The following is a 26,125-nucleotide window of genomic DNA, read 5'->3' on the forward strand; positions in this document are numbered from 1 at the left end:
AAGCGTGGGCTCTATTCTAGTGCTCTGATTCCAATTGTGGGAGCAGACGTTTGGCGCTGATGTGTGTCATGGCCTTTACACCGATCTCGTTGTTGAGGGATAGAGGCGCGAGGGGTGATGTCAGGGGTTGAGCGGGGGGCAGTTGCTATCGCGGGGCAAGCTGAACTGGTCAACTTATTTTGGACACCAGTTAAGGTTTCATGCCGCATCCTTGAGCTTTTTCTCCATGGCTACCGGGGTTTGATAACCGTTGTAGCTGTGGAGGCGCTTCAGGTTGTAGCGGACCAAATAAGCCTGAACGTCAGCCCGCGCCTGTGCTTCGGTTTCATAACCCCCTGCGGGAATCCACTCTGACTTCAGGGCCCCAAAAAAGCGCTCCATGGCGGCGTTATCCCAGCATTGTCCTCGATGGCTCATGCTCTGATTCATGTCGTACTCTTCAAGTGCAGCCCTGAACTTGTGGCTGGTGTACTGGCATCCCTGGTCGGAATGAAACATCACATCCTTCGGCTTGCCGCGGGATTCGGCCGCCATGCGTAGCGCGCTGCAGGCCAGCCTGGCGTCCGCAATCATTGAAAATGCCCAGCCCACCACCCGTCGTGCGTACAGGTCGAGCACAGCTGCCAAGTACAGCCAGCGCTTGCCAACCTGGATATAGGTCACATCCCCACACCACACTTCGTTGATCGTCGAAACTTTGAAATTCCGCTTCAACTGATTTTCTGCAATCAGCGCTTCCGCGCCTGAAGAACGGTACCGGTGCGGCCGGCGCTGCCTGCATTTCAGGCCAGCTTCACGCATCAGACTACGCACTTTGTAGCGTCCGACTTTATGGCCGTCACGCCGCAGTTCCTCGGTTAGTGTTCGCGATCCAGCCGAACCTCGAGAGACTTTGAAATGGCCCTCTACAGCCGAGCGTAACTGATCCCGCTCTGGATTTTTCCGGGCTTGGCGTTTGCGCCATGCATAGAAACTGCTGCGCTTGACCCCAAGCACGCGACAGCATTCGACGATACCGTATTGCTCACTCAGCTCGTTGATCAGCGAAAACGATCTTTGGAGTCCCGAAGCAGGAGAGCACTGGCCTTTTTTAGGATTTCGATATCTCGGTCTTTCTGCCGAACCAACGCCTCCAACTCTTGGATTCGTTGTTGATCCGGGGTGATAGCCTTGGCTCCAGCCGGTACCTTGCCCTCTCGCTCCTTGCGCACTTGCTCAACCCAGCGACGCAGGGCTGTAGGCCCAATTTCAAGCATTTCACAGACTTCGGGGACTGATTGACCACCGTCGAGCACCATCTCAGCAGCCCGGATTTTCTGTTCTTTCGAGTATGACTTTCGCACTGATTTTGCCTCCAATTGGGCGCCATCATAGCGCCCGTAGAAGGTGTCCAAAATCATTAGGCCAGATCAAGCCCGCTCCCACGCATGCTTCGTCTCAACTGAATGTGGTATCGATTAGGCTGATTTGGCGGAAGACGGAAAAGACAAAACCCCTACCTGCTCGCGCAGATAGGGGTTTTGCGAAATGAATCTTGACGATGACCTACTCTCACATGGGGAAACCCCACACTACCATCGGCGATGCATCGTTTCACTGCTGAGTTCGGGATGGGATCAGGTGGTTCCAATGCTCTATGGTCGTCAAGAAATTCTGTAGCCAGAATGTCCAGATGGACAGCCCAGCGAATTCGGATATGCGATAGTTGTGAGTACGAACTTTCGGGTCTTTCGTCTTCACCACCGCAATTCGCGCTAGCAAATTGCTTGGGTGTTATATGGTCAAGCCTCACGGGCAATTAGTATTGGTTAGCTCAACGCCTCACAGCGCTTACACACCCAACCTATCAACGTCGTAGTCTTCGACGGCCCTTTAGGGGATTCAAGATCCCAGTGAGATCTCATCTTGAGGCAAGTTTCCCGCTTAGATGCTTTCAGCGGTTATCTCTTCCGAACATAGCTACCCGGCAATGCCACTGGCGTGACAACCGGAACACCAGAGGTTCGTCCACTCCGGTCCTCTCGTACTAGGAGCAGCCCCTCTCAAATCTCAAACGTCCACGGCAGATAGGGACCGAACTGTCTCACGACGTTCTAAACCCAGCTCGCGTACCACTTTAAATGGCGAACAGCCATACCCTTGGGACCGGCTTCAGCCCCAGGATGTGATGAGCCGACATCGAGGTGCCAAACACCGCCGTCGATATGAACTCTTGGGCGGTATCAGCCTGTTATCCCCGGAGTACCTTTTATCCGTTGAGCGATGGCCCTTCCATACAGAACCACCGGATCACTAAGACCTACTTTCGTACCTGCTCGACGTGTGGGTCTCGCAGTCAAGCGCGCTTTTGCCTTTATACTCTACGACCGATTTCCGACCGGTCTGAGCGCACCTTCGTACTCCTCCGTTACTCTTTGGGAGGAGACCGCCCCAGTCAAACTACCCACCATACACTGTCCTCGATCCGGATAACGGACCTGAGTTAGAACCTCAAAGTTGCCAGGGTGGTATTTCAAGGATGGCTCCATGAGAACTGGCGTCCCCACTTCAAAGCCTCCCACCTATCCTACACAAGCAAATTCAAAGTCCAGTGCAAAGCTATAGTAAAGGTTCACGGGGTCTTTCCGTCTAGCCGCGGATACACTGCATCTTCACAGCGATTTCAATTTCACTGAGTCTCGGGTGGAGACAGCGCCGCCATCGTTACGCCATTCGTGCAGGTCGGAACTTACCCGACAAGGAATTTCGCTACCTTAGGACCGTTATAGTTACGGCCGCCGTTTACCGGGGCTTCGATCAAGAGCTTCGCTTGCGCTAACCCCATCAATTAACCTTCCGGCACCGGGCAGGCGTCACACCCTATACGTCCACTTTCGTGTTTGCAGAGTGCTGTGTTTTTAATAAACAGTCGCAGCGGCCTGGTATCTTCGACCAGCAAAAGCTTACGGGGCAAGCCCTTCACCTTCGCCGGCGCACCTTCTCCCGAAGTTACGGTGCCATTTTGCCTAGTTCCTTCACCCGAGTTCTCTCAAGCGCCTTGGTATTCTCTACCTAACCACCTGTGTCGGTTTGGGGTACGGTTCCCGATTGTCTGAAGCTTAGGAGCTTTTCTTGGAAGCATGGCATCAACCACTTCGTCGCCTAAAGGCAACTCGTCATCAGCTCTCGGCCTTGAGATCCCGGATTTGCCTAAGATCTCAGCCTACCACCTTAAACTTGGACAACCAACGCCAAGCTGGCCTAGCCTTCTCCGTCCCTCCATCGCAACAATCGGAAGTACAGGAATATTAACCTGTTTTCCATCGACTACGCTTTTCAGCCTCGCCTTAGGGACCGACTAACCCTGCGTCGATTAACGTTGCGCAGGAAACCTTGGTCTTTCGGCGTGCGAGTTTTTCACTCGCATTGTCGTTACTCATGTCAGCATTCGCACTTCTGATACCTCCAGCAAGCTTCTCAACTCACCTTCACAGGCTTACAGAACGCTCCTCTACCGCATCACCAAAAGGTGATACCCGTAGCTTCGGTGCATGGTTTGAGCCCCGTTACATCTTCCGCGCAGGCCGACTCGACTAGTGAGCTATTACGCTTTCTTTAAAGGGTGGCTGCTTCTAAGCCAACCTCCTAGCTGTCTAAGCCTTCCCACATCGTTTCCCACTTAACCATGACTTTGGGACCTTAGCTGACGGTCTGGGTTGTTTCCCTTTTCACGACGGACGTTAGCACCCGCCGTGTGTCTCCCATGCTCGGCACTTGTAGGTATTCGGAGTTTGCATCGGTTTGGTAAGTCGGGATGACCCCCTAGCCGAAACAGTGCTCTACCCCCTACAGTGATACATGAGGCGCTACCTAAATAGCTTTCGAGGAGAACCAGCTATCTCCGAGCTTGATTAGCCTTTCACTCCGATCCACAGGTCATCCGCTAACTTTTCAACGGTAGTCGGTTCGGTCCTCCAGTCAGTGTTACCTAACCTTCAACCTGCCCATGGATAGATCGCCCGGTTTCGGGTCTATACCCAGCGACTAAACGCCCTATTAAGACTCGCTTTCGCTACGCCTCCCCTATTCGGTTAAGCTCGCCACTGAATATAAGTCGCTGACCCATTATACAAAAGGTACGCAGTCACCTAACAAAGTAGGCTCCCACTGCTTGTACGCATACGGTTTCAGGTTCTATTTCACTCCCCTCTCCGGGGTTCTTTTCGCCTTTCCCTCACGGTACTGGTTCACTATCGGTCAGTCAGTAGTATTTAGCCTTGGAGGATGGTCCCCCCATGTTCAGACAAAGTTTCTCGTGCTCCGTCCTACTCGATTTCATTGATAAGAGATTTTCGTGTACGGGGCTATCACCCACTATGGCCGCACTTTCCAGAGCGTTCCACTAATCTCAAACCAACTTAAGGGCTGGTCCCCGTTCGCTCGCCACTACTAAGGGAATCTCGGTTGATTTCTTTTCCTCAGGGTACTTAGATGTTTCAGTTCCCCTGGTTCGCCTCTTGCACCTATGTATTCAGTACAAGATACTCAGCTTATGCTGAGTGGGTTCCCCCATTCAGAGATCTCTGGATCACAGTCTGTTTGCCGACTCCCCAAAGCTTATCGCAGGCTACCACGTCTTTCATCGCCTCTGACTGCCAAGGCATCCACCGTATGCGCTTCTTCACTTGACCATATAACCCCAAGCAATCTGGTTATACTGTGAAGACGACATTCGCCGAAAATTCGTTTGCTCTTGCGAGCACTCACAAATTTTACCTTAGCCTGATCCACCAGCAGTGAAACTGGTGTTCAGTCTATTTCTATCACATATCCGAATTTTTAAAGAACGATCTGACAAAAGTCAGAAATCAACATTCACACTGGAATGCTCATTTCTAAGTTCTGACAAGCTACTGCGTACTGCGAAAGTGGTGGAGCCAAGCGGGATCGAACCGCTGACCTCCTGCGTGCAAGGCAGGCGCTCTCCCAGCTGAGCTATGGCCCCGTATTCTAGGCTGCACCATGTAATGGTAGGTCTGGGCAGATTTGAACTGCCGACCTCACCCTTATCAGGGGTGCGCTCTAACCAACTGAGCTACAGACCTATAACAGGGTCGCGTTACAGCATCGTCTTTATACAAGTGAATCAAGCAATTCGTGTGGGAGCTCATCAGCAGGCTGATGTCTTCGATTAAGGAGGTGATCCAGCCGCAGGTTCCCCTACGGCTACCTTGTTACGACTTCACCCCAGTCATGAATCACACCGTGGTAACCGTCCTCCCGAAGGTTAGACTAGCTACTTCTGGTGCAACCCACTCCCATGGTGTGACGGGCGGTGTGTACAAGGCCCGGGAACGTATTCACCGCGACATTCTGATTCGCGATTACTAGCGATTCCGACTTCACGCAGTCGAGTTGCAGACTGCGATCCGGACTACGATCGGTTTTGTGAGATTAGCTCCACCTCGCGGCTTGGCAACCCTCTGTACCGACCATTGTAGCACGTGTGTAGCCCAGGCCGTAAGGGCCATGATGACTTGACGTCATCCCCACCTTCCTCCGGTTTGTCACCGGCAGTCTCCTTAGAGTGCCCACCATAACGTGCTGGTAACTAAGGACAAGGGTTGCGCTCGTTACGGGACTTAACCCAACATCTCACGACACGAGCTGACGACAGCCATGCAGCACCTGTGTCAGAGTTCCCGAAGGCACCAATCCATCTCTAGAAAGTTCTCTGCATGTCAAGGCCTGGTAAGGTTCTTCGCGTTGCTTCGAATTAAACCACATGCTCCACCGCTTGTGCGGGCCCCCGTCAATTCATTTGAGTTTTAACCTTGCGGCCGTACTCCCCAGGCGGTCAACTTAATGCGTTAGCTGCGCCACTAAAATCTCAAGGATTCCAACGGCTAGTTGACATCGTTTACGGCGTGGACTACCAGGGTATCTAATCCTGTTTGCTCCCCACGCTTTCGCACCTCAGTGTCAGTATCAGTCCAGGTGGTCGCCTTCGCCACTGGTGTTCCTTCCTATATCTACGCATTTCACCGCTACACAGGAAATTCCACCACCCTCTACCGTACTCTAGCTTGCCAGTTTTGGATGCAGTTCCCAGGTTGAGCCCGGGGCTTTCACATCCAACTTAACAAACCACCTACGCGCGCTTTACGCCCAGTAATTCCGATTAACGCTTGCACCCTCTGTATTACCGCGGCTGCTGGCACAGAGTTAGCCGGTGCTTATTCTGTCGGTAACGTCAAAACAGCAAGGTATTATCTTACTGCCCTTCCTCCCAACTTAAAGTGCTTTACAATCCGAAGACCTTCTTCACACACGCGGCATGGCTGGATCAGGCTTTCGCCCATTGTCCAATATTCCCCACTGCTGCCTCCCGTAGGAGTCTGGACCGTGTCTCAGTTCCAGTGTGACTGATCATCCTCTCAGACCAGTTACGGATCGTCGCCTTGGTGAGCCATTACCTCACCAACTAGCTAATCCGACCTAGGCTCATCTGATAGCGCAAGGCCCGAAGGTCCCCTGCTTTCTCCCGTAGGACGTATGCGGTATTAGCGTTCCTTTCGAAACGTTGTCCCCCACTACCAGGCAGATTCCTAGGCATTACTCACCCGTCCGCCGCTGAATCGAAGAGCAAGCTCTTCTCATCCGCTCGACTTGCATGTGTTAGGCCTGCCGCCAGCGTTCAATCTGAGCCATGATCAAACTCTTCAGTTCAATACTGCTTGGGTTTTTAAGAAACCCTAAACTTGGCTCAGCAATCTCAAATGACTACTATGATTGCTCATGTGGCCACTTGTGATGCTGATAATCTTGGCGACTATCAAACCGTACTCACAAGCACCCACACGAATTGCTTGATTCAATTTGTTAAAGAGCGTTTGGTTAAGAGCTTTTCGTCTCAACCGAGGCGCGCATTCTACGCTTTCCTCTGCGTCTGTCAAGCGTTTATTTCGAAGTATTTTGCGAGAAACTCGTTCAACTTCAAACACTTGACTCGCTTGCGATCTCTCGTAGCGGGAGGCGAATTCTACAGCGTTACAAGCTGCTGTCAACTACCTTTTTCACCGCTGCCGATCAGAAGATCGAAGCACCTCCAGTACTGCCTGAAACATCTAACTCGTTGATACTCAAGGAGTTTTCCGTTCCAACTACGCTGGAAGTGGGGCGCATTATAAGGGGTTTCGAAAGGCCGTCAACACTTTATTTCAAATATGTTTCAAACCACCCTGCCCCGCCCACCCATAAGCCGCGGCACACGCCGCCAGACGGCCGGAATACGTAGTGCCAGCAAGGCAGCACCTATAGATGCGTAGATGGCCCACTCCTTGAGATCCGAGCGCACAATCCATAGAAAATGCAGCAATCCCAGCCCAAGGATCAGATACACCAGCTTATGCAGCTTCTTCCAACGCGCGCCCAAGCGCCGTTGGCTGTAGCGATTGGAGGTGACCGCCAGCGCCAGCAAGCCAATAAAGCCCAGCACGCCAACGATGATGTACGGGCGCTTACGCAGTTCGACGCCCAACTGGCCCCAATCCAAACCGAGGATGAACACCATATAGGCAGTCATGTGCAGCACTATATAAGCAAAGCACCACAACCCCTGCTGCCGACGCACCACGATCCAGCCCGACCAACCGGTCAAACGCTGCAAGGGGGTCATGCTCAAGGTAATCAGCAGGAAGATCAACGCACCGAGCCCGAGGCGGTCGACCAGGATCTTGCCAGGGTCCGGCCCCAGCAGATTCATCGCCGCCTCGTACAGCCACCAAGCCGGAAACAGGCAGCCCAGCAGAAAAATAGCCAGGCGCAACCAGGGATAGCGCATCAATAGTTCTTCCGCAGATCGAGCCCACTATATAGAGAGGCGACTTCATCGCCGTAGCCATTGAACATCAAGGTATCGCGCACATTAGGGCTGAACAGCCCGCTGGGCAGACGCCGCTCGCGGGTCTGGGTCCAGCGCGGATGGTCAACATTCGGGTTGACGTTGGCATAAAAGCCATACTCAGTCGGCGCCAGGCTTTCCCAGGTAGTCTTGGGTTGCTCGGCGACCAGGCTGATCCGCACGATCGACTTGATGCTTTTGAAGCCATACTTCCAGGGCACCACCAGGCGCAACGGTGCGCCATTCTGATTGGGCAACTCCCGGCCATACATACCCACTGCAAGGATCGCCAGCGGATTCATCGCTTCATCCAGGCGCAAGCCCTCTACATACGGCCAGTCGATCAAGGCGAATGAGGAGCGCTGACCCGGCATGACCTTGGGATCGTGCAGCGTCTCAAATCGCAGGTAACGCGCTTTCGAGGTCGGCTGCACCTGTTTGAGCACATCCGCCAGGGTAAAACCCAGCCAAGGAATGACCATCGACCAGGCCTCGACACAGCGCAGTCGATAGATGCGCTCCTCCAGCTGATACGGCCTGACGAAGTCCTCCAGCGCATAGCGCCCGGGCTTGGCCACCTCACCATCGACCACCAGGCTCCACGGCTCGGTTTTCAGGCTACCGGCATTGGCCGCCGGATCGCCCTTGTCGGTGCCGAACTCGTAGAAGTTGTTGTAGTGCGTTGCATCCTTGAACGGAGTGATCGCCTCATCCTTGACCGTTACCGCTTGCCAACGAGCGGCGCCCAGCTTGTCGCTGAACCATTGCGGCGGCGCACCAGGCGCGACATCGGCATAGCGCGACGACTCACCCGCGCTAGCCAGGCCTGGCAGCGCACCCACGGCAATACCCGCCAGAGAGGCACCCAGTACGTCTCGACGCGATAGATAAAGGCTTTCGGGGGTGATCTCCGATGCTTGGCAATCGGATGAACGAGGGATCTTGATGAGCATAACGGCTCCACAGTACGGGCAACTGATGTACCCGTAAGACTGTAGAGCCGGCAGGTTATTCCAGCATTAAATCAACTTCAGGCCTTTCGACGGCGCACCCGCAGCAAGTACTGCACCGGGCCCGAGATCGCATAGCCGAGGAAGATCAGCAGGAGGATGCGCGGTGGATCGCTGAACACCACGGCAAACACCAGCACCACGGCCAGGATCGCCACGAAAGGCACGCGCCCCTTGAGGTCGAGCTCCTTGAAGCTGTTGTACTTGACGTTGCTGACCATCAGCATGCCGGCAGCGGCGACCAGCAGCGCGACTAGGAACGACAGCTTGGAGCCCTGGATGCCGAAATCGCTGAACGCCCAGACAGTACCGGCCACCACACCTGCCGCAGCCGGGCTGGCCAGACCGATGAAGTAACGCTTGTCGGCGGTGCCGACCTGGGTGTTGAAACGGGCCAGACGCAACGCCGCGCCCGCAACATAGATGAAGGCCACCATCCAACCGACCTTGCCCATGTCGCCCAGCGCCCAGCCGAATGCCAACAGTGCCGGAGCGACGCCGAAGGCGACCATGTCGGACAACGAGTCGTACTCGGCGCCAAAGGCGCTCTGGGTGTTGGTCATGCGCGCTACACGACCATCGAGGCCGTCGAGCACCATGGCCACGAAAATGGCGATGGCAGCAAAGGCGAAATACTTGCTCGCCTCGCGTGGATCACCTGCGCTCATGGCGCTCTGCGCGCTGATCGAGCTGATGATCGAGTAAAAGCCGGCGAACAGGTTGGCAGTGGTGAACAGGTTGGGCAGCAGGTAGATGCCGCGATGCCGCACCTTGCGCCCTTCGGCGTCATGCCCCTCTTCAACATGCTCATCGACAGGTAGCAGGCTTTCGGCGTCGGAGGGCTTGTTCGGCTCTTCGGGACGTTCGCTCATGAAAATTACCTTGCAACTGAGTGGAAAATGTTTCGACACGGGCTTGCGAAACAGGTTCTGACGGCAAGCCACTGGTCGCTTTATACCAGATGCGAGCCGCCTAAACGAAAAAACGCGGCCGAAGCCGCGTTTTTCATCTCATCGCAAAGACTTAGTTCTTAGCCTTGTCGACGATCTTGTTAGCCGAGATCCAAGGCATCATGGAACGCAGCTGCTCACCGATCACTTCGATACCGTGGGCGGCGTTGTTACGACGCTTGGCGGTCATCGATGGGTAGTTGGTGGCGCCTTCGGAGATGAACATCTTCGCGTACTCGCCGTCCTGGATGCGCTTCAGAGCATTGCGCATGGCCTTGCGGGATTCTTCGTTGATGACTTCTGGGCCAGTCACGTACTCGCCGTACTCGGCGTTGTTGGAGATCGAGTAGTTCATGTTGGCGATGCCGCCTTCGTACATGAGGTCAACGATCAGCTTCAGTTCGTGCAGGCACTCGAAGTAGGCCATTTCTGGCGCGTAGCCCGCTTCAACCAGGGTTTCGAAACCGGCTTTGACCAGCTCGACGGTACCGCCACACAGAACAGCCTGCTCGCCGAACAGGTCGGTTTCAGTCTCGTCCTTGAAGGTGGTTTCGATGATGCCGGTACGGCCGCCACCGACGCCAGCGGCGTACGACAGAGCAACATTCTTGGCGTTGCCCGAGGCGTCTTGGTAGATCGCGATCAGGTCAGGGATACCGCCGCCTTTGACGAACTCGGAGCGAACGGTGTGGCCCGGAGCTTTCGGCGCGATCATGATCACGTCGAGGTCGGCACGCGGAACGACCTGGTTGTAGTGGATCGAGAAGCCGTGGGAGAAGGCCAGGGTAGCGCCCTTCTTGATGTTCGGCTCGATCTCGTTCTTGTACAGAGCGCCCTGGAACTCGTCCGGGGTCAGGATCATGACCAGGTCGGCAGCAGCGACAGCGGTAGCCACGTCGGCAACTTTCAGGCCGTGAGCTTCTGCCTTGGCAACGGTAGCCGAACCTTTACGCAGACCGACGGTAACGTCTACACCGGAGTCCTTCAGGTTGCACGCCTGGGCGTGGCCTTGCGAACCGTAGCCGATGATGGCGACTTTCTTACCTTGGATGATGGAAAGGTCGCAGTCTTTGTCGTAGAAAACTTTCATGAAATACCCCTGTTATATCTCGGCCCTAGTGGAGCCATCGCTAATTTTTGAAGTTAGATGCTGAGCACTTTGTCGCCACGGGCAATGCCGGTGACTCCACTGCGCACGGTTTCGAGAATCGATGCGGTGCCGATCGCCTGGATGAAGCTGTCCAGTTTGTCGCTGGTGCCGCTCAGTTGCACGGTATACACGCTGGCGGTTACGTCGACGATCTGCCCACGGAAAATGTCGGTGGTGCGTTTGATCTCGGCGCGCTGGGCGCCGGTGGCCTTGACCTTGACCAGCATCAGTTCGCGTTCGATGTGAGCGCTTTCCGACAGGTCGACCAGCTTCACCACTTCCACCAGCTTGTTCAGGTTCTTGGTGATCTGTTCGATCACTTCGTCATGGCCAACGGTGGTCAGGGTCAGGCGCGAGAGGGTTGGGTCCTCGGTCGGCGCCACGGTCAGGCTTTCAATGTTGTAGTTGCGCTGGGAGAACAGGCCGACCACGCGAGACAAGGCACCGGGTTCGTTTTCCAGCAGCAGGGAAATGATGTGCCGCATATCAGGTACGCTCCGTCTTGCTCAGCCACATGTCACGCATCGAGCCGTCTTTGATCTGCATCGGGTAGACGTGCTCGGTCCTGTCGACCGCGATATCGATGAACACCAACCGGTCTTTCATGGCGAAGGCTTCTTCAAGCTTGGGCTTGAGGTCCTTCAGGCTGGTGATGCGGATACCGACATGGCCATAGGCCTCGACCAGCTTGACGAAGTCCGGCAGCGACTCGACATACGAATGCGAGTGACGGCCGTTGTACGACATGTCCTGCCACTGGCGAACCATGCCCAGTACACCGTTGTTGAGGTTGACGATTTTCACCGGCAAACCGTACTGCATGCAGGTCGACAGCTCCTGGATGTTCATCTGGATGCTGCCTTCACCGGTCACGCAGGCGACATCGTCATCCGGGAAGTTGAGCTTGACGCCCATCGCCGCCGGGAAGCCGAAGCCCATGGTGCCCAGGCCGCCGGAGTTGATCCAACGGTTTGGCTTGTTGAAGCGGTAGTACTGCGACGCGAACATCTGGTGCTGGCCAACGTCGGACGTGATGAACGCGTCGCCGTTGGTCACTTCACACAGGGTCTCGATCACGGTCTGCGGCTTGATCACGCTGCCGTCGCCCTTGTCGTAAGGGAACAGGCCGCGATCACCGCGCCACTCTTCGATCTGCTTCCACCAGGCGTCCAGCGCGGCCTTGTCAGGCTGCTGGCCGATTTCCTTGAGGATTGCCAGCATCTCGCTGAGCACGCTGTCGACCGGACCTACGATCGGTACGTCGGCCTTGATGGTCTTGGAGATCGATGCCGGGTCGATATCGATGTGGATGATCTTGGCGTTCGGGCAGAACTTGGCCGGGCCGTTGATCACACGGTCATCGAAACGCGCACCGACCGCCAGGATCACGTCGGCGTTGTGCATGGCCAGGTTGGCGGTGAAGCTGCCGTGCATACCGAGCATGCCGAGGAACTGGCGGTCGGTACCCGGGAAGCCGCCCAAGCCCATCAGGGTATTGGTGACTGGCAGGTTCAGCGACTTGGCGATTTCGGTCAGCGCTTCGGAGCCGCCACCGAGGATCACGCCACCACCGGAGTAGACGATCGGACGCTTGGCGGCGAGGATCATCTCGGCTGCCTTGCGGATCTGCCCCGAATGGCCACGTACGGCCGGGCTGTAGGAACGCAGCTTGACCTTCTTCGGATAGACGTACTCGAACTTCTCGGCCGGGTTGGTCATATCTTTTGGAATGTCGACCACGACCGGGCCGGGACGGCCGGATTGCGCCAGGTAGAAGGCTTTTTTCAGGACTTCCGGGATTTCCGAGGCATGCTTGATCATGAAGCTGTGCTTCACGATCGGCCGCGAGATACCGATCATGTCGGTTTCCTGGAAGGCATCGGTGCCGACCATGGTGCTAGGCACCTGGCCCGACAGGATGACCATTGGAATCGAATCCATGTACGCGGTAGCAATGCCGGTAATGGCATTGGTGGCGCCCGGACCTGAGGTTACCAGCACTACACCAGCCTTGCCGGTAGCGCGGGCATAGCCGTCGGCCATGTGGGTTGCCGCCTGCTCGTGACGAACCAGGATGTGCTCGACTTCCGGCTCTTTGAACAGCGCGTCGTAAACATGAAGGAGAGCACCGCCAGGGTACCCGTAGATGTGCTTAACGCCTTCGTCACGCAAAAAGCGGACGACCATCTCAGCGCCAGATAAAAGCTCCACGTTGTTCACCTCTAAAACGCCAGAATACCGTCCCTAGTGGACGGGTCTTAATAGGTTTACTGCCAAGCAGAGCATGAGCGAACGTCAGCACTGACTGAGCAAGTATTGGGAGCACCCCAGAGTGTTGCGGGGTTTTCCCACCCAGCGCGAGGTAACGCGTTGCGGGGTGTAACAAGTCGGCGCGGGTGTGCGCCTCATGATCTGCTTAGCGGGTCTGCTTCTGGCAGTCCCTCTAAAGCGGAAACTGGATTCTTGTGATTCGCCGCGATTAAGTCAAGAAAAATTATTGCCAATTTTTCCTCAGGATGAATTCGTTCCACCACGAATAGATCTGACAGCAGCAGAAAAACAAACAAAACACAAAAAAAGAGCCGCAATCTGCGGCTCTTGAAAGAAAAAGAGAAGAAATCAGGCGGATGGGCTGATCAATTGATCGAATTCCGCCAGCAGTCGACGCAGCGCGCGACTCTGCTCTGGGCGATCGACGAAAACCGTTTCAGCCATCACCAGGATGCCCGAGGCATTTGGCAAGGGATGCCCGTGTTCGAGAATGAGCTTCATTCGTGGCAGGAAAATCCACTGCAGCCACTGCTCGAAGCCCATCGAATCGACGGCGAACGGCACCACGCTGGCCAGCGCCTCGGCACTGGGTGACTGCTCGCTCCACCAGCCTTGTGCGCGCAGTTCGTGTTCGATCAGCAACAAGTGATCAGCGATATCGAGAATGCGTTGCTCGACCATCACAGATTGACCCGTGCCTTCTGTCGCGCCAGCGCTGCACCTGCGCTGTCACCCTGTTTCTCACGGGCTTGGGCGATGGTGTTCCACAGTTCGGCTTGCAGGTCTGGACGGCCATTGGCGTAGGTCAGGGCACGACGCGCCAGCTGTTCGGCCTGGGCCGCATCGCCTTGCGACAAACGCACCTGAGCCAGGCGGAACAGCACTTGCGGCTCACGCGGGGCGATGCGCTGGGCACGCTCCAGGCTCGACGAGGCGCCATTGAAGTCGCCACTGCCCTGTTGCTGCTGGGCGGTGGTCAGCAGCGCCAGCACCGGGCCATCGAGTTGTTCGTCGGCCGATAGGCTGCCGGCGGCCGTATTGCTACGCGGAATCCCAGTCGGCGCGCTGCTCGCAGCTGGCGTACTGCTCATCGAGGCGATGTCGAACGGCTCGTCAGCGATCGGGTTGGGGTTGGTGGTGATCGGACCGGTACTGATCGGCGCAGTGCTGATGGGTGCTGCACCATTGCCCGCTGGGAAGGTCTGGATGGACGACGCGCCCGCCCCTTGCGGGATCATCACGGTAACCCCGGAATCTTCCGTCAGTGCCTGAGCCTGCGAGGTGCCGTTGCCGGCCTGGGTCGCAGCACGGTTGGCGGTAACGCGCTCGCTGTTAGATACCCGGGTGCTCGAGTCGACCACCGGAATGTTGCCGCGTGGAACGCTGGCGCAGCCATGGAGCATGGCCAATGCCGTCAAGGCAGGAAACCACCACTTGTTCACTTCACACCCTCTTTAAATGCGGCTGCTGGCCTGGGGGTTGATCCGCCCAGGCCAGCAGTGCTCAATTCATCCAACCCTTGACCCAGTCCATGACCGACTCAGCCGGATTCTGCTCACCGCCACAGGCAACCCCTGCGGCCGGTTCGCTGCCGCGAATATACGGCATCTGCACCGCTCCCGGACAGCTGCTGTCGGAGCCTTGGCCGCTGTACGGATCGATCCAGGCCTGGACCACGTTATCCGGTTGCGGCATGTCCAGCGGCAACGGATCGGCCTTGCGCATGAAGCTGGTCCACACCTGCAGGGCGCCGGTGGCACCGGTAAATGGCGTCTTGCCGTTGTCGTCGCGGCCCAGCCAGACCACCGCCAGCAGATCCTGGCTGAAGCCGGAGAACCAGCTGTCGCGCGAATCGTTACTGGTGCCGGTCTTGCCCGCCAGGGTCAGGTTGTTCGGCAATACACTGTAAACCGAACGCCCGGTACCCTCACGCATGACCCGCTGCATGGCGTTCTGCACCAGATAAATGGCACCTGGATCGAAAGTCTGCTGGATCTGGAACGGATACCGCTTGAGCGGCTCGCCCTCGGCGGTCAGTACGCTGCGGATACCACGCATCGGCGTGTTGAAGCCGCCGTTGGCGATGGTCTGGTACATGGTCGCGACTTGCATCGGCGACATGCCACCGGCGCCCAGAAGCATCGACGGGAACGCCGGCCAGTCAACGTTGACGCCCAGGCGGCCGATGGTCTTGATCACGTTCGGCACGCCCACTTCCAGGCCGAGCTTGGCGGTGGACAGGTTGTAGGAATTGGCCAGCCCCTGATACAGGTAGATGGTGCCGTGCGGGCGGCGGTCGTAGTTCTGCGGACGCCAGACCTGGCCGTCGGCGCCTTTGACCGAGAACGGCTCATCCTGCACCCAGCTGGTCAGGGTGTACTTGCTCGGTTTTTCCAGCGCGGTCAGGTACACCGCCGGCTTGACCAGCGAGCCGATCGGGCGCACGGCATCGATCGCGCGGTTGAAGCCGGCAAAGCCCGACTGACGACTGCCGATCAACGCCTGGACTTCGCCAGTCTCAGGATTGGTCACCACCATCGCCGACTCGACCGCATCCGAACCCTTGCGCCCGGCCAGACGCTTGAAGGTCTCGCTCATGGCGGTTTCGGCCTTCATCTGCAGGATCGGATCGAAACTGGTGAAGATGCGCAGGCCTTCTTCGGTAAGGTCTTCGTCGCGGTAGTCCTGGCGCAGCTGACGCTTGACCAGGTCGAGGAAGGCCGGGAACGAGCTGTCGGCCAGGCTGCCGCGCTTGGTGACGCCCAGCGGCATCTTCTTCGCCGCCTCGACCACTTCCTTGCTCGCCACACCCTGCTCGGCGAGAAGATCGAGCACCAGGTTACGGCGGATCAGGGCCCGCTCAGGGTAGCGCCGCGGGTTGTAATACGACGGCCCCTTGACCATACCGACCAGCAGCGCAATCTGATGCAGCTTGAGCTCTTGCAGCGGCTGGCTGAAGAAGAACTGGCTGGCCAAGCCGAAGCCGTGCACGGCGCGCTGGCCATCCTGGCCGACGAACACTTCGTTGAGGTAGGCCTCAAGGATTTCGCGCTTGTCGTAATGCAGCTCCAGCAGCACCGCCATCATGGCTTCGGTCAGCTTACGGCTCAGGCTGCGCTCGTTGGTCAGGTAGAAGTTCTTCACCAACTGCTGAGTCAGGGTACTACCCCCCTGGCGCATGGCGCCGGACGAGGTATTGACCCACACCGCCCGGGCGATGCCCTTGGGCGAGACGCCGAAGTGACTGTAGAAATCACGGTCTTCGGTGGCGATCAGGGTTTCCAGCAGGTACGGCGGTACCTGGTCGATCTTGATCAGGATGCGGTCTTCAAGGTTCTTCGGGTAGATACCGCCGATCATCAGCGGCTCCAGGCGCACCACATCGAGCTTGCCGCCGTTGGCGCCGGTCATGCCCGCGACGTAGTCGCCGGAGAAGCGCACGCGCACGAACTGCGCGGGCTCCATGCCTTCATAAAACTGGAAGCCGCGAGTGTTGAGGTCGACGCTATTGCCATTGACCGAGGCCGCGCCCGGGCCATTGGCCGCACTTTCGCGGCGATAGCCGAGGGCATCGAGCTCGGTGAGGAAGTCGTTCTTGCTCAACTTCTGGCCGACGAACAGCTCCAGCGGCCGGGCATACACCTTGGCCGGGATGGTCCAGCGCTTGCCGGAGAACTTCTCCTGGACGATGGCATCGAGGTAGATGGCAAAACCGGCCACCAGCACCAGGCCTACCAGGCTGAGTTTGAGGGCCCAGCCCAGCCAGGCACGGGAGCGGCCGGTCGAGCGTTTCTGCGCAGTACGGGAATTTCGGGATCGAGTCATGGCGGCGGATTATACGCACTTTAGTCAAGGCAGGCCCGGCGGTATGCAGGGACGGCACCATTGACCATAATGGCGCATTCGAATTCCCTTACCCCGGAAGGATTGCCCGTGAGCCAAGCCCTCATCAGTGCCCTGCAGAACCCCGCCCTCTACCCTCATCCCGTGGACGGGTTCCAGCTCATCGAGACGCATATCTCGTGGGTGCTGCTCACGGGTGAGTACGCCTACAAGATCAAGAAGCCAATGAACTTCGGCTTCCTGGACTTCACTGGCCTGGACCAGCGCGAGCATTTCTGTAACGAAGAGTTGCGCCTGAACCAGCGCCTGACCGAAGGCCTGTATCTGGACGTGCTGCCGATCACCGGCAGCGTCGAAGCGCCGCAAATCGGTGGCGAAGGTGCACCGATCGAATTCGCCCTGCGCATGCGCCAGTTCCCCCAGAGCCAGTTGCTCAGCACCTTGCAGGCCAACGGCGAACTGAACGCCAGCCACATCGACCAGATGGCCCGACAGATCGCCGAGTTCCACCTGCAGACCCCCAAGGTCCTGGCCGATCAGCCATTCGGCTCGCCTGAAAGCGTGATGGCCCCGGTTGAGCAGAACTTCGAGCAAATCCGTCCGTTCCTCAGCGACAAGGCCGACTTGCAACAGCTGGACGCACTGCAGGCTTGGGCACGCAGCAGCTTCGATCGCCTGCACGAGCTGTTCGCAGCGCGCAAGGCCAACGGCTTCATCCGCGAGTGCCATGGTGATATCCACCTGGGTAACGCTACGCTGATCAATGGCAAGGTGGTGGTGTTCGATTGCATCGAGTTCAACGAGCCGTTCCGCAAGACCGATGTCTGGGCTGACACCGGTTTCCTCGCCATGGACCTGGAAGACCGCGGCCTGAAATGCCTTGCCCGGCGTTTCATCAGCCAATATCTGGAGCTGACCGGCGACTACCAGGGCCTGGAGTTGCTCAACTTCTACAAGGCTTATCGCGCACTGGTACGCGCCAAGGTCGCCCTGTTCAGCATGCCGGCCAATGCCGATGGCGTGCAGCGTGCCACCACCCTGCGCACTTACCGCAACTATGCCAACCTGGCCGAGAGCTATAGCGCGATCCCCTCGCGCCTGCTGGCCATCACCCATGGTGTATCGGCGGTTGGCAAAAGCCATGTATCGATGCGCCTGGTCGAAGCGCTGGGCGCGATCCGCGTGCGCTCTGACGTCGAACGCAAGCGCCTGTTCGGTGAACAAGCCCAGGCCAATGCGGGCCAGCTCCAAGCCGGGATCTACGACCAGAGCGCCAGCGCCGCCACCTACCAGCGCCTGCACCAACTGGCCGAAGTGATTCTGCGCGCAGGCTTCCCGGTAGTGCTGGATGCCACCTACCTCAAGCAGGAACAACGCCAGGCCGCCGCCGAGGTGGCCAGCCAGACCGGCGTGCCGTTGCTGATCCTCGACTGCCACGCGCCGCAGGCAGTGATCGAAAGCTGGTTGGCCCAGCGCCAGGCAGACAACGACGATCCATCCGACGCCACCCTGGAAGTGGTCAAGGCGCAACAGGCCAGCCGCGACCCGCTCAATGAGCAGGAACTGCGCGACAGCAAGCGCGTAGACACCCAGGAAAGCGCCAGCATGGACCAGTTGATCGAACAGATCCGCCAGCGCCTGCCAGGCCTTTAAGCGCCCAGACGTGAAGCAGTCGACACTTCACGCTTGAACATCGGCGCCTGCTCAGTGATGGCATTACAATATCATCACACCCCACGAGGAGGCGCCACCATGAACCAGCCCCGGCAACTGGACAACACCCTGTACGCCCTCGTGCGCGATGAGCAGATCGCTGCCTTCAATCGCGAGAAACCTACCGACACAGTGATCGATTTTCGTGGCGGGGATTTCCGCGGTTTGGATCTGCGCGAACTGGATGTGCGTGGGATCGACTTTACCGATGCCTACTTCCGCGCCTCCGACCTGCGCGGCTTGGACCTGCGCGAAAATGGCCTGGAAGGCGCCAGCATTGCCCATGCGCAGATTTCCGGAACTTACTTCCCTGCCCAGCTGAGTGCCGATGAGATCTTGATGTCGGCCAAGTTTGGTACGCGCATGCGTTACCGGCCAATTTCTGGGAAGTGATGCTGATGGTGCGGGCCTCATCGCGGGGCAAGCCCGCTCCCACGCAAACAAAAGGCTTGGACTCAAACTGCGTGGGAGCGGGCTTGCCCCGCGATGCGGCCGAGCCTGCTGCCACGATCTACGGCATCCCGTCGGCTCCGATGGCAAAACGCCGCGTATCCGCCAAGCCCCGCTACACTCCTGTCTGACCTGCTCGCGATTTATTCATACGACCCGTTCAGCCATCGCAAGGAGGCTCGATGAACGATGAATTGCAGCACCTGAAGAACCTCGGCAAGACCTCCGCCCAGTGGTTGCACGCAGCCGGCATCCACAGTGCGTCGGACTTGCGTCGCCTGGGCGCGGTGGGCGCATACCAGGCGGTAAGAACCCGAGGTTTTCGTGCATCCAAGGTGTTGTTGTACGCAATCGAAGGCGCCCTGCTGGACATGCACTGGAACGATTTGCCTGCCGAACGCAAGCAAGCGCTCAACCAGCAATTGGACGCGAAGAACGCCACGCAAAAAAAATAGAAATAAGTTGGGGAATGGGATTGACGTAGAAATGAGAATCGTTATGATTATCACAACTGGTCGCGAGACTGGTTGGGTAACCTGAAAGCCCCTGGTTCGGACTCTCAGATTATCTCCTCATCAGGCTAATCACGGTTATTGACCCGGCTTTTTGCCGGGTCTTTTTTTGCCTGGACTTCAGGACCTGGCTGAGCTGGACACATCGCGGGGCAAGCCCGCTCCCACGCAGCTTAAGTCTAAGCCTGTCGTTTGCGTGGGAGCGGGCTTGCCCCGCGATGAAGCCAATGGATGCTCAATGCGCCTTACGCAACTGCGCACAATAGTCCTGCTCAGGCACCGCAGCGGTGAACCAAACGTAATCCGCCATCCCCGGCTCAACCCGCTCCCCCACCTCGGCCAGCAGCACCACCTTGGTCTGCCCCTGGGCCCCAAGGTCAGCCAAATGCAGCGGCACACCCAGATCCTTGCGCACGTGATAACTACCGGCAAACAACAACGCCGGCTCAGGCGCAGCCATCATCCGCTCGGCCATGCGCCGATCACGCTGTTGCTGAACCGCGAGCATCGCCGGCAGCTGGCTTTCGGGCAGCAAACCGCAATGCCCATCCCGCACCTGCGCCAACAGTGAAGCCTTGACCGCAGGCGCATTGGAGCGCTCGCCCTGCAGCGAGACAGGCTGCCGATAAGCCTGACGCATCTCACTGCTGGAAAGGTTGGCGGCCAGCAACGGTATTTGCAGCTCGAACGCCTCGCGCACGATCGGCCCATACCACTGCCAATCCCAGCCGTCCTGCCAGGCCAGCGCCTTGGGCAAGTCTGCCGGCAGTTGCCCGCCTGCTGCCACGGCATCCACCCGCGGCTGTTGCTCAGGTTGGAGCATCTCCAATAACAGGCTGCCCTGCCCCCGCTGACTGGCCAGGGCGCGCAGCAGCCACAGCTGCAAGGCATGCTGATCGGGGTTGTCGTGCTTCTCACCCACTAGCACGCGCGGTGCATCGGCCAATTGCTCAAGCAGTTGCTGGGGGCTGATCAGCTGGCCGCTGGCAAGGTCGCGGATCTGCCCCAACTGCGCAGGGTCGCGCCCTTCACTACCCTGCCAGGCGGGCAACGCCGGCAAGCTGGCCTGGCGTGCCTGACAGCCGCTCAAGGCCAAGGCCACACAGATCGACAACAGCAAGCGATGGCGCATCGAGCAGTTCTCCTAACGGGTGATGATCAACGGATGGCCGCGCTCCGGGTGATCCTGCACCAGCACATCAATGCCGAACACCGCCTTGAGCGCTTCAGGGGTCAAGACCTTGCGGGGAGAATCAAGCGCATGGCAGCGCCCCTGTTCCAGCAGCAATATCTGGTCACAGTAGCGCGCCGCCAAGTTCAGGTCATGCAGGATGACCATCACCGCCGCCCCCCGATCGGCAAAACTGCGCACCGCTTGCAGCGTGGTGTGCTGGTGCAAGGGATCGAGCATCGAGGTTGGCTCGTCCAACAGCAGCGTAGCGCCCGCTTCGCCCGGCCACAGCTGCGCCAACACCCGCGCCAGGTGTACGCGCTGGCGCTCACCACCGGACAACGCCAGATAGCTGCGCTCGAGCAAGTGCCAGGCATCGGCGGCACGCAACGCAGCCTCGATGATCTGCTGGTCTCGTTGTTGGCCGCTGGCATGCGGCAAGCGCCCCATGCCGACCACTTCCTCGACCCGGAAGGCAAAGCCGAGGCTGGACACTTGCGGCAACACCGCCAACTGCCGCGCGCGCGCTTGCCCGCTCCAGTCAATCAGTTGCCGACCAAGCAGACGCACCTGGCCCTGGCTCGGTGTCAGTTCGCCACATAAGGCCCCCAGCAGGCTGCTCTTACCCGCGCCATTGGGGCCCAGCACACCGAGGATCTCCCCCGGCTGCAGCTTCAGTTGGATATCGTGCAACACCTCAGTGCTGCCACGGCGCAGATGCAGGCCTTCGACTTCGAGCATCAGTTGCGCCCCTTGATCAGTAACAGCAAGAAAAACGGTGCACCGATGAAGGCGGTGACGATACCGATCGGCAACTCGGCCGGCGCCAGCGCCAAGCGCGCCACCAGGTCTGCGAACAGCAGCAACGCTCCGCCCGCCAGCAACGACGCCGGCAGCAGCACACGATGATCAGGCCCGGCCACCAGGCGTACCAGGTGCGGCACCACCAGGCCGATGAAGCCGATCAGGCCAGCGGCAGCCACGGCAGCGCCGACACCCAGTGCGGTGCAGAACACCAGCTCACGCTTGAGCGACTCCACCTCGACGCCCAGGTGGCGGGCTTCTGACTCGCCCAGCAACAGCGCATTGAGCGCCTGGGCGCGGCGTGGCAGCCAGACGGCCACCGCGACGGTGACCAGGATCAACGGCCACAGCCGCTGGTAACTGGCGCCATTGAGGCTACCCAGGTTCCAGAAGGTCAAGGTGCGCAGGGTGGCGTCATCGGCCAGGTAAGTGAACAAGCCGACCGCTGAGCCCGCCAACGCCGTCAAGGCGATACCTGCCAGAAGCATGGTGGCGACGTTGGTCTGGCCGTCACGTCGGCCCAGGCGATAGACCAGCGCCGTCACCCCCAAGCCACCGACGAAGGCACAGACCGACAGCAAATAAGGCGCGAACCATTCAGGGATGCCGCCCAACCAGCTGCCGCCGACAATCGCGATCGCCGCGCCCAGTGCCGCACCACTGGCCACACCGACCAAGCCCGGGTCTGCCAGTGGATTACGAAACAGTCCCTGCATGGCCACTCCTGACAGCGCCAGCACAGCGCCAACGGCCAGCCCAAGCAAGGTTCGCGGCAGACGAATCTGCCCCAGGATCAGCTCGGCCTGTTCCAGGCCATCGCCTGCTACCGGCAACCCCAGCAGGCGCAGCCCGGCACGCAAGGTATCGATTAGCGGCAGACTGACCGGCCCCAGCGCCAGCGACAGCCAGACTGCCAGCAAACACAGCCCACTCAGGCCAATGAATAGCGTGCGCGGCTGAACTCGCCGCTTCATTGGGCCAGGCTGGCCTGGGCCGCCGGATAGAAGGCAGCAGCCAATTCATGCAGGGTAGCCGGCAGGCGTGGGCCCAGGCCGCCAACCAACAAGGTCGGATCCAGAGAAACCAGGCGCTTTTCGCGGATAGCGCGCGAGGCCGCCAGCGCTGGGTTCTCTTTGACCAATGCTTGCAGGGCCTGCTCGCCACTCAAGCTACGGTCAGAGAACACCACCACATCCGGATCCAGGGCGGCCAGGGCTTCCACCGAGAAGTTCTTGTAGCCCTGATGATCGGCCAGATTGCGTGCCCCCGCCTGACGCAGCAGCCAGTCCCCCGAGGTGCCGTGGCCGGCAATCATTGGCTTGGAGCCGGCGTGGCCAACCAACAGCAGCACCCCCGGCGCTTTCTGGCTGGCCTGGGCCTGCTTGACCTTGGCCTGCAGATCATCGAGTTGCTGGCGGTAACCTGCGGCCAGTTCGCGGGCTTGCCGTTCAGCGCCGAGCAGGCTGCCCAAATGCGTGAGGTTTTGCTCCACTGCGCCCAGTTCGGCTTTGCTGGAGAACAGCTCAACTCGCACACCGGCGTTGCGGATCTGTGCCAGCACCGGCGGCGGGCCCATTTCCTCGGTACCTACCAGCACATCGGGGCGCAGGCTGAGAATGCCCTCGGCAGACAGCTGACGCTGGTAACCGATGCTGGGCAAAGCCTTGAGCGACTCTGGGTGCTGGCTGGTGGTGTCGACGCCAACCAGGCGCTGCTCGCCGCCCAGGGCGCTGATCCATTCGCTCAGGGCGCCACCGGCACTCACCCAACGTTGCGGCAGCTCGGCGGCCAGAGCCTGGGTGGAGAGAACAAGACCGGCGCACAGGGCGATCAGGGCAGCGGGACGGCGCATCATCGGAGTTCCTTTGCAGAAGACAAGCCGCGCGCCTTGTGGCGAACAGCGGAACTGCGCACCATAGACAGCGCACGCAGCATGCGGGCAATTTGATAATTATTCGCATTGAGGCGTCAAGCCATCCGTTTGTTCCATTCCTTTACTGTACGAGCCTGTACCTGCAATGCATTTTCTCTGCGCTTCCGAGCACCTTGGTGAAGGCCACAGCCGCGCGTTCAGCGTAGCGGGCGTGGCGCTGTTTGCCGTGCGCCGCCAGGGCCAGGTGTTTGCCTACCGCAATCGCTGCCCGCACAAAGGCATCGCGCTCAACTGGCAAGCCGATAGCTTTCTCGATGACAGCGCCAGCCTGATTCATTGCGCTCATCACGGCGCACTGTTTCTGATCGAGACCGGCGAATGCGTGGCCGGTCCCTGCGAGGGTGAGCAGTTGCAGGCCCTGGACTGCCTGGAAGACAGCCAGGGCATCTGGTTCAAGGATTGAGCAGCACTGGCAGCGGCCGGTCGATGACGATCTGTTAGGCATCCAGCCGTGTGCCATAGGCCAGCACTTCGACGCCATCGGCCACGGCTGCGCGCAGGGCGCTGGCATAGGCCGCATCGATCTCCTCGGCTGGGCGCACCGCTTCGACTCCGGTGAGGTTGACGCAATACAGCTGCACGGCCCGAACGCCCTGGCGGGCCAAGGCCGCGAGTTCACGCAGGTGCTTGGCGCCGCGCTGGGTGACCGCATCCGGGAAGGCCGCTACCGACGTGTCCGGGTAGCCGAGGGTGACGCTCTTGACCTCGACATAGGCCGGGCCGCTGGCGAACTCCAGGCGAAAATCGACCCGACTGCCCTCCTCGCCGTAGGCTACTTCGCGCTTGAGTGCAGTAAAGCCGGCCAGTTCGCTGATGACCCCGGTGCGCAAGGCCTCTTCGACCAGCGCATTGGCCCGGCCAGTGTTAATGCAGGCCAACCGCCCCTGCGGCGTTTCACTGATCTCCCAAGTGCCCGGCAGCTTGCGCTTGGGGTCATTGGAGCGGCTGAACCAGACCTGTCCGCCTTCACGCATGCAATTGAGCATGGAGCCGGTATTAGGGCAGTGGATGGTCAGTTGTTCGCCATTGGCCAGCTCGATGTCAGCCAGAAAACGTTTATAGCGGCGCAGCAGCCGCCCCTGTTCGAGCAATGGGAAAAATGCCATCAGCCTTGCCAGCTCCGTAGACCACGGGCGAGACGCTCAACAGCCTGTTCCAGACGCGGCAGGCTCTGGGTGTAGGCAAAGCGCACGTGATGCCCCGCCTGATGGCGACCAAAATCCAGGCCTGGGGTGAAGGCCAGGTACTCGGTTTCCAGGAAGTGCCGGCAGAAGGCGAACGCATCGCCACCGAACGCGCTGATGTCGGCGTACAGATAGAAAGCACCCTGCGGCTCGACGGCGATGCCAAAGCCCAGTTCGCGCAGCGCGGGCAGCAGGTAGTCGCGGCGCTTGGCGAATTCGCCGCGGCGCTCTTCAAGAATCGCCAGGGTGTCGGGCTGGAAGCAGGCCAGCGCGGCATGCTGGGCCATGCTTGGAGCACTGATGTACAGATTCTGCGCCAGTTTCTCAAGATCGCCGACCGCGTTGGGCGGCGCAACCAACCAACCGAGGCGCCAGCCGGTCATGCCGAAATACTTGGAAAAACTATTCAAAACGAACGCTTCGTCGTCCACTTCCAGTACGCTGGGTGCGTCCATGCCGTAGGTCAGGCCGTGGTAGATCTCGTCCACCACCAGGTGGCCATGCCGCTCGCGAGTGGCCTGGGACAGGCTGGCCAAGGCCTCGCGATCCAGAACGGTACCGGTCGGGTTGGCCGGTGACGCGACCAGCGCGCCTACCGTGTCTTTGTCCCAATGACGCTCGACCAGGTCGGCGGTGAGCTGGTAATTGACCTCAGGGCCCACCGGCACCAGCTGCGCGCCGCCTTCGACCAAGCGCAGGAAGTGTCGGTTGCACGGGTAGCCCGGGTCGGCCAGCAGCCAGTGCTTGCCCGGATCGACCAGCAGGCTGCTGGCCAGCAACAGCGCCCCGGAACCCCCTGGGGTGATGAGGATACGCTCGGGGTCGATCGACAGCGTGTAGCGCTGCGCATAGAAGCCTGCAATCGCCTCACGCAGCGCCGGCAGGCCACGCGCGGCGGTGTAGCGGGTATGCCCATCGGCCAGGGCGGCCTGGCCGGCCGCGATGATCGGCGCGGCGGTGGTGAAGTCCGGCTCACCGATCTCCAGGTGGATCACATCCCGGCCCGCCGCCTGCAATTCGTTGGCCCGCGCCAGCAGTGCCATGACATGAAAGGGTTCGATGGCGCGGCTGCGCGCGCTGTAGGGCTGAGCCATGGGGCCTTCTCTCAATTGGGTCTAAACTAGTTGTTCAACCGTTGTACGCCACTGAACGGGCGGCTCATGCCGCTGTCAACACGTAGGATCGGCCGGGCTAGCGCACCCCCGATCTATCTGGTAAGTTCGGCGGCTCGCAGTCGCAGGGCCGGCGGTCG

21 protein-coding genes, 2 tRNA genes and 3 rRNA genes are annotated in these 26,125 nt (G+C 59.2%); 4 read left to right on the forward strand and 22 right to left on the reverse strand.

Going from position 1 to position 26,125, the window contains the following annotated elements; translation table 11 throughout:
• Positions 1-198: 198 nt before the first annotated feature.
• The 16 genes from HU737_RS18750 to mrcB form a co-directional block, all read right to left on the reverse strand.
• Positions 199-1,044 carry an IS3 family transposase gene (locus HU737_RS18750; RefSeq protein WP_225915657.1) on the reverse strand — a complete coding sequence of 282 codons (846 nt, stop codon included), beginning with the start codon at positions 1,042-1,044 and terminating at the stop codon, positions 199-201.
• Positions 1,041-1,400: a transposase gene (locus HU737_RS26250; RefSeq protein WP_225915574.1), complete on the reverse strand. Its 360-nt coding sequence runs from the start codon at positions 1,398-1,400 to the stop codon at positions 1,041-1,043. The genes HU737_RS18750 and HU737_RS26250 overlap by 4 nt, the downstream gene beginning before the upstream one ends.
• 132 nt (positions 1,401-1,532) lie before the next feature.
• Positions 1,533-1,648, reverse strand: a 5S ribosomal RNA gene (gene rrf, locus HU737_RS18755).
• 129 nt (positions 1,649-1,777) lie between these two features.
• A 23S ribosomal RNA gene (locus HU737_RS18760) occupies positions 1,778-4,670 on the reverse strand.
• 238 nt (positions 4,671-4,908) lie between these two features.
• A tRNA-Ala gene (locus tag HU737_RS18765) sits at positions 4,909-4,984 on the reverse strand.
• Positions 4,985-5,007: 23 nt separating this feature from the next.
• Positions 5,008-5,084: transfer RNA gene (locus HU737_RS18770), tRNA-Ile, on the reverse strand.
• 87 nt (positions 5,085-5,171) lie between these two features.
• Positions 5,172-6,708, reverse strand: a 16S ribosomal RNA gene (locus tag HU737_RS18775).
• Together the 16S, 23S and 5S rRNA genes with 2 tRNA genes alongside form the textbook arrangement of a ribosomal RNA operon.
• A gap of 502 nt (positions 6,709-7,210) precedes the next feature.
• Positions 7,211-7,822 carry a protein-methionine-sulfoxide reductase heme-binding subunit MsrQ gene (msrQ, locus tag HU737_RS18780; protein ID WP_186556456.1) on the reverse strand — a complete coding sequence of 204 codons (612 nt, stop codon included), beginning with the start codon at positions 7,820-7,822 and terminating at the stop codon, positions 7,211-7,213.
• A complete protein-coding gene (gene msrP / locus HU737_RS18785; RefSeq protein ID WP_186556457.1) occupies positions 7,822-8,835 on the reverse strand; it encodes a protein-methionine-sulfoxide reductase catalytic subunit MsrP in 1,014 nt (337 codons plus the stop codon). Before msrP ends, msrQ begins: the two co-directional genes overlap by 1 nt.
• A 77-nt stretch (positions 8,836-8,912) precedes the next feature.
• Positions 8,913-9,764, reverse strand: coding sequence for a CDP-diacylglycerol--serine O-phosphatidyltransferase (gene pssA / locus HU737_RS18790; RefSeq protein ID WP_186556458.1), 852 nt, complete (start codon positions 9,762-9,764; stop codon positions 8,913-8,915).
• Between the two features lie 151 nt (positions 9,765-9,915).
• Positions 9,916-10,932, reverse strand: coding sequence for a ketol-acid reductoisomerase (gene ilvC, locus HU737_RS18795; protein ID WP_033701544.1), 1,017 nt, complete (start codon positions 10,930-10,932; stop codon positions 9,916-9,918).
• 53 nt (positions 10,933-10,985) lie between these two features.
• The gene (ilvN, locus tag HU737_RS18800) at positions 10,986-11,477 is read right to left on the reverse strand and encodes an acetolactate synthase small subunit (RefSeq protein WP_003250040.1); all 492 of its coding nucleotides are present in this window, start codon (positions 11,475-11,477) and stop codon (positions 10,986-10,988) included.
• Position 11,478: 1 nt separating this feature from the next.
• Positions 11,479-13,203 (reverse strand): acetolactate synthase 3 large subunit, encoded by a 1,725-nt coding sequence (locus HU737_RS18805; RefSeq protein ID WP_186556459.1) that lies wholly within the window; start codon positions 13,201-13,203, stop codon positions 11,479-11,481.
• A gap of 408 nt (positions 13,204-13,611) precedes the next feature.
• Positions 13,612-13,944: a YqcC family protein gene (locus HU737_RS18810; RefSeq protein ID WP_186556460.1), complete on the reverse strand. Its 333-nt coding sequence runs from the start codon at positions 13,942-13,944 to the stop codon at positions 13,612-13,614.
• Complete coding sequence (locus tag HU737_RS18815; RefSeq protein WP_186556461.1) at positions 13,944-14,705, reverse strand: tetratricopeptide repeat protein; 762 nt, start codon at positions 14,703-14,705, stop codon at positions 13,944-13,946. The genes HU737_RS18810 and HU737_RS18815 overlap by 1 nt, the downstream gene beginning before the upstream one ends.
• Before the next feature lie 61 nt (positions 14,706-14,766).
• Positions 14,767-17,088: a penicillin-binding protein 1B gene (gene mrcB / locus HU737_RS18820; protein WP_186556462.1), complete on the reverse strand. Its 2,322-nt coding sequence runs from the start codon at positions 17,086-17,088 to the stop codon at positions 14,767-14,769.
• 108 nt (positions 17,089-17,196) lie between these two features.
• Here mrcB and HU737_RS18825 point away from each other — a divergent pair, with 108 nt between their 5' ends.
• The 3 genes from HU737_RS18825 (at position 17,197) to HU737_RS18835 (ending at position 19,724) form a co-directional block, all read left to right on the forward strand.
• Positions 17,197-18,759: a bifunctional aminoglycoside phosphotransferase/ATP-binding protein gene (locus tag HU737_RS18825; RefSeq protein WP_186556463.1), complete on the forward strand. Its 1,563-nt coding sequence runs from the start codon at positions 17,197-17,199 to the stop codon at positions 18,757-18,759.
• A 99-nt stretch (positions 18,760-18,858) separates the two neighbouring features.
• On the forward strand, positions 18,859-19,212 hold the full coding sequence (locus HU737_RS18830; protein WP_186556464.1) for a pentapeptide repeat-containing protein: 354 nt from the start codon (positions 18,859-18,861) through the stop codon (positions 19,210-19,212).
• Between the two features lie 239 nt (positions 19,213-19,451).
• Positions 19,452-19,724 carry a TfoX/Sxy family protein gene (locus HU737_RS18835; RefSeq protein WP_186556465.1) on the forward strand — a complete coding sequence of 91 codons (273 nt, stop codon included), beginning with the start codon at positions 19,452-19,454 and terminating at the stop codon, positions 19,722-19,724.
• A gap of 292 nt (positions 19,725-20,016) precedes the next feature.
• Here the strand turns inward: HU737_RS18835 and HU737_RS18840 are convergent, their stop codons facing one another.
• The 4 genes from HU737_RS18840 to HU737_RS18855 are packed head-to-tail and all read right to left on the reverse strand — an operon-like array spanning position 20,017 to position 23,611.
• Positions 20,017-20,913 (reverse strand): ChaN family lipoprotein, encoded by an 897-nt coding sequence (locus tag HU737_RS18840; RefSeq protein ID WP_186556466.1) that lies wholly within the window; start codon positions 20,911-20,913, stop codon positions 20,017-20,019.
• A gap of 12 nt (positions 20,914-20,925) precedes the next feature.
• Positions 20,926-21,693, reverse strand: coding sequence for a heme ABC transporter ATP-binding protein (locus tag HU737_RS18845; RefSeq protein WP_186556467.1), 768 nt, complete (start codon positions 21,691-21,693; stop codon positions 20,926-20,928).
• On the reverse strand, positions 21,693-22,676 hold the full coding sequence (locus HU737_RS18850) for a FecCD family ABC transporter permease (RefSeq protein ID WP_186556534.1): 984 nt from the start codon (positions 22,674-22,676) through the stop codon (positions 21,693-21,695). Before HU737_RS18850 ends, HU737_RS18845 begins: the two co-directional genes overlap by 1 nt.
• Before the next feature lie 50 nt (positions 22,677-22,726).
• Positions 22,727-23,611, reverse strand: coding sequence for a heme/hemin ABC transporter substrate-binding protein (locus tag HU737_RS18855; RefSeq protein WP_186556468.1), 885 nt, complete (start codon positions 23,609-23,611; stop codon positions 22,727-22,729).
• A gap of 163 nt (positions 23,612-23,774) precedes the next feature.
• Here HU737_RS18855 and HU737_RS18860 point away from each other — a divergent pair, with 163 nt between their 5' ends.
• Entirely contained in the window at positions 23,775-24,092 is a 318-nt protein-coding gene (locus tag HU737_RS18860) for a Rieske (2Fe-2S) protein (RefSeq protein ID WP_186556469.1), read from the forward strand.
• 34 nt (positions 24,093-24,126) lie between these two features.
• Here the strand turns inward: HU737_RS18860 and sfsA are convergent, their stop codons facing one another.
• Entirely contained in the window at positions 24,127-24,795 is a 669-nt protein-coding gene (gene sfsA, locus HU737_RS18865; protein ID WP_186556470.1) for a DNA/RNA nuclease SfsA, read from the reverse strand.
• Entirely contained in the window at positions 24,795-25,967 is a 1,173-nt protein-coding gene (locus HU737_RS18870; protein WP_186556471.1) for a pyridoxal phosphate-dependent aminotransferase, read from the reverse strand. Before HU737_RS18870 ends, sfsA begins: the two co-directional genes overlap by 1 nt.
• Positions 25,968-26,125: the final 158 nt, after the last annotated feature.

Origin of the sequence: Pseudomonas urmiensis (assembly GCF_014268815.2) — a bacterium.
GTDB lineage: Bacteria > Pseudomonadota > Gammaproteobacteria > Pseudomonadales > Pseudomonadaceae > Aquipseudomonas > Aquipseudomonas urmiensis.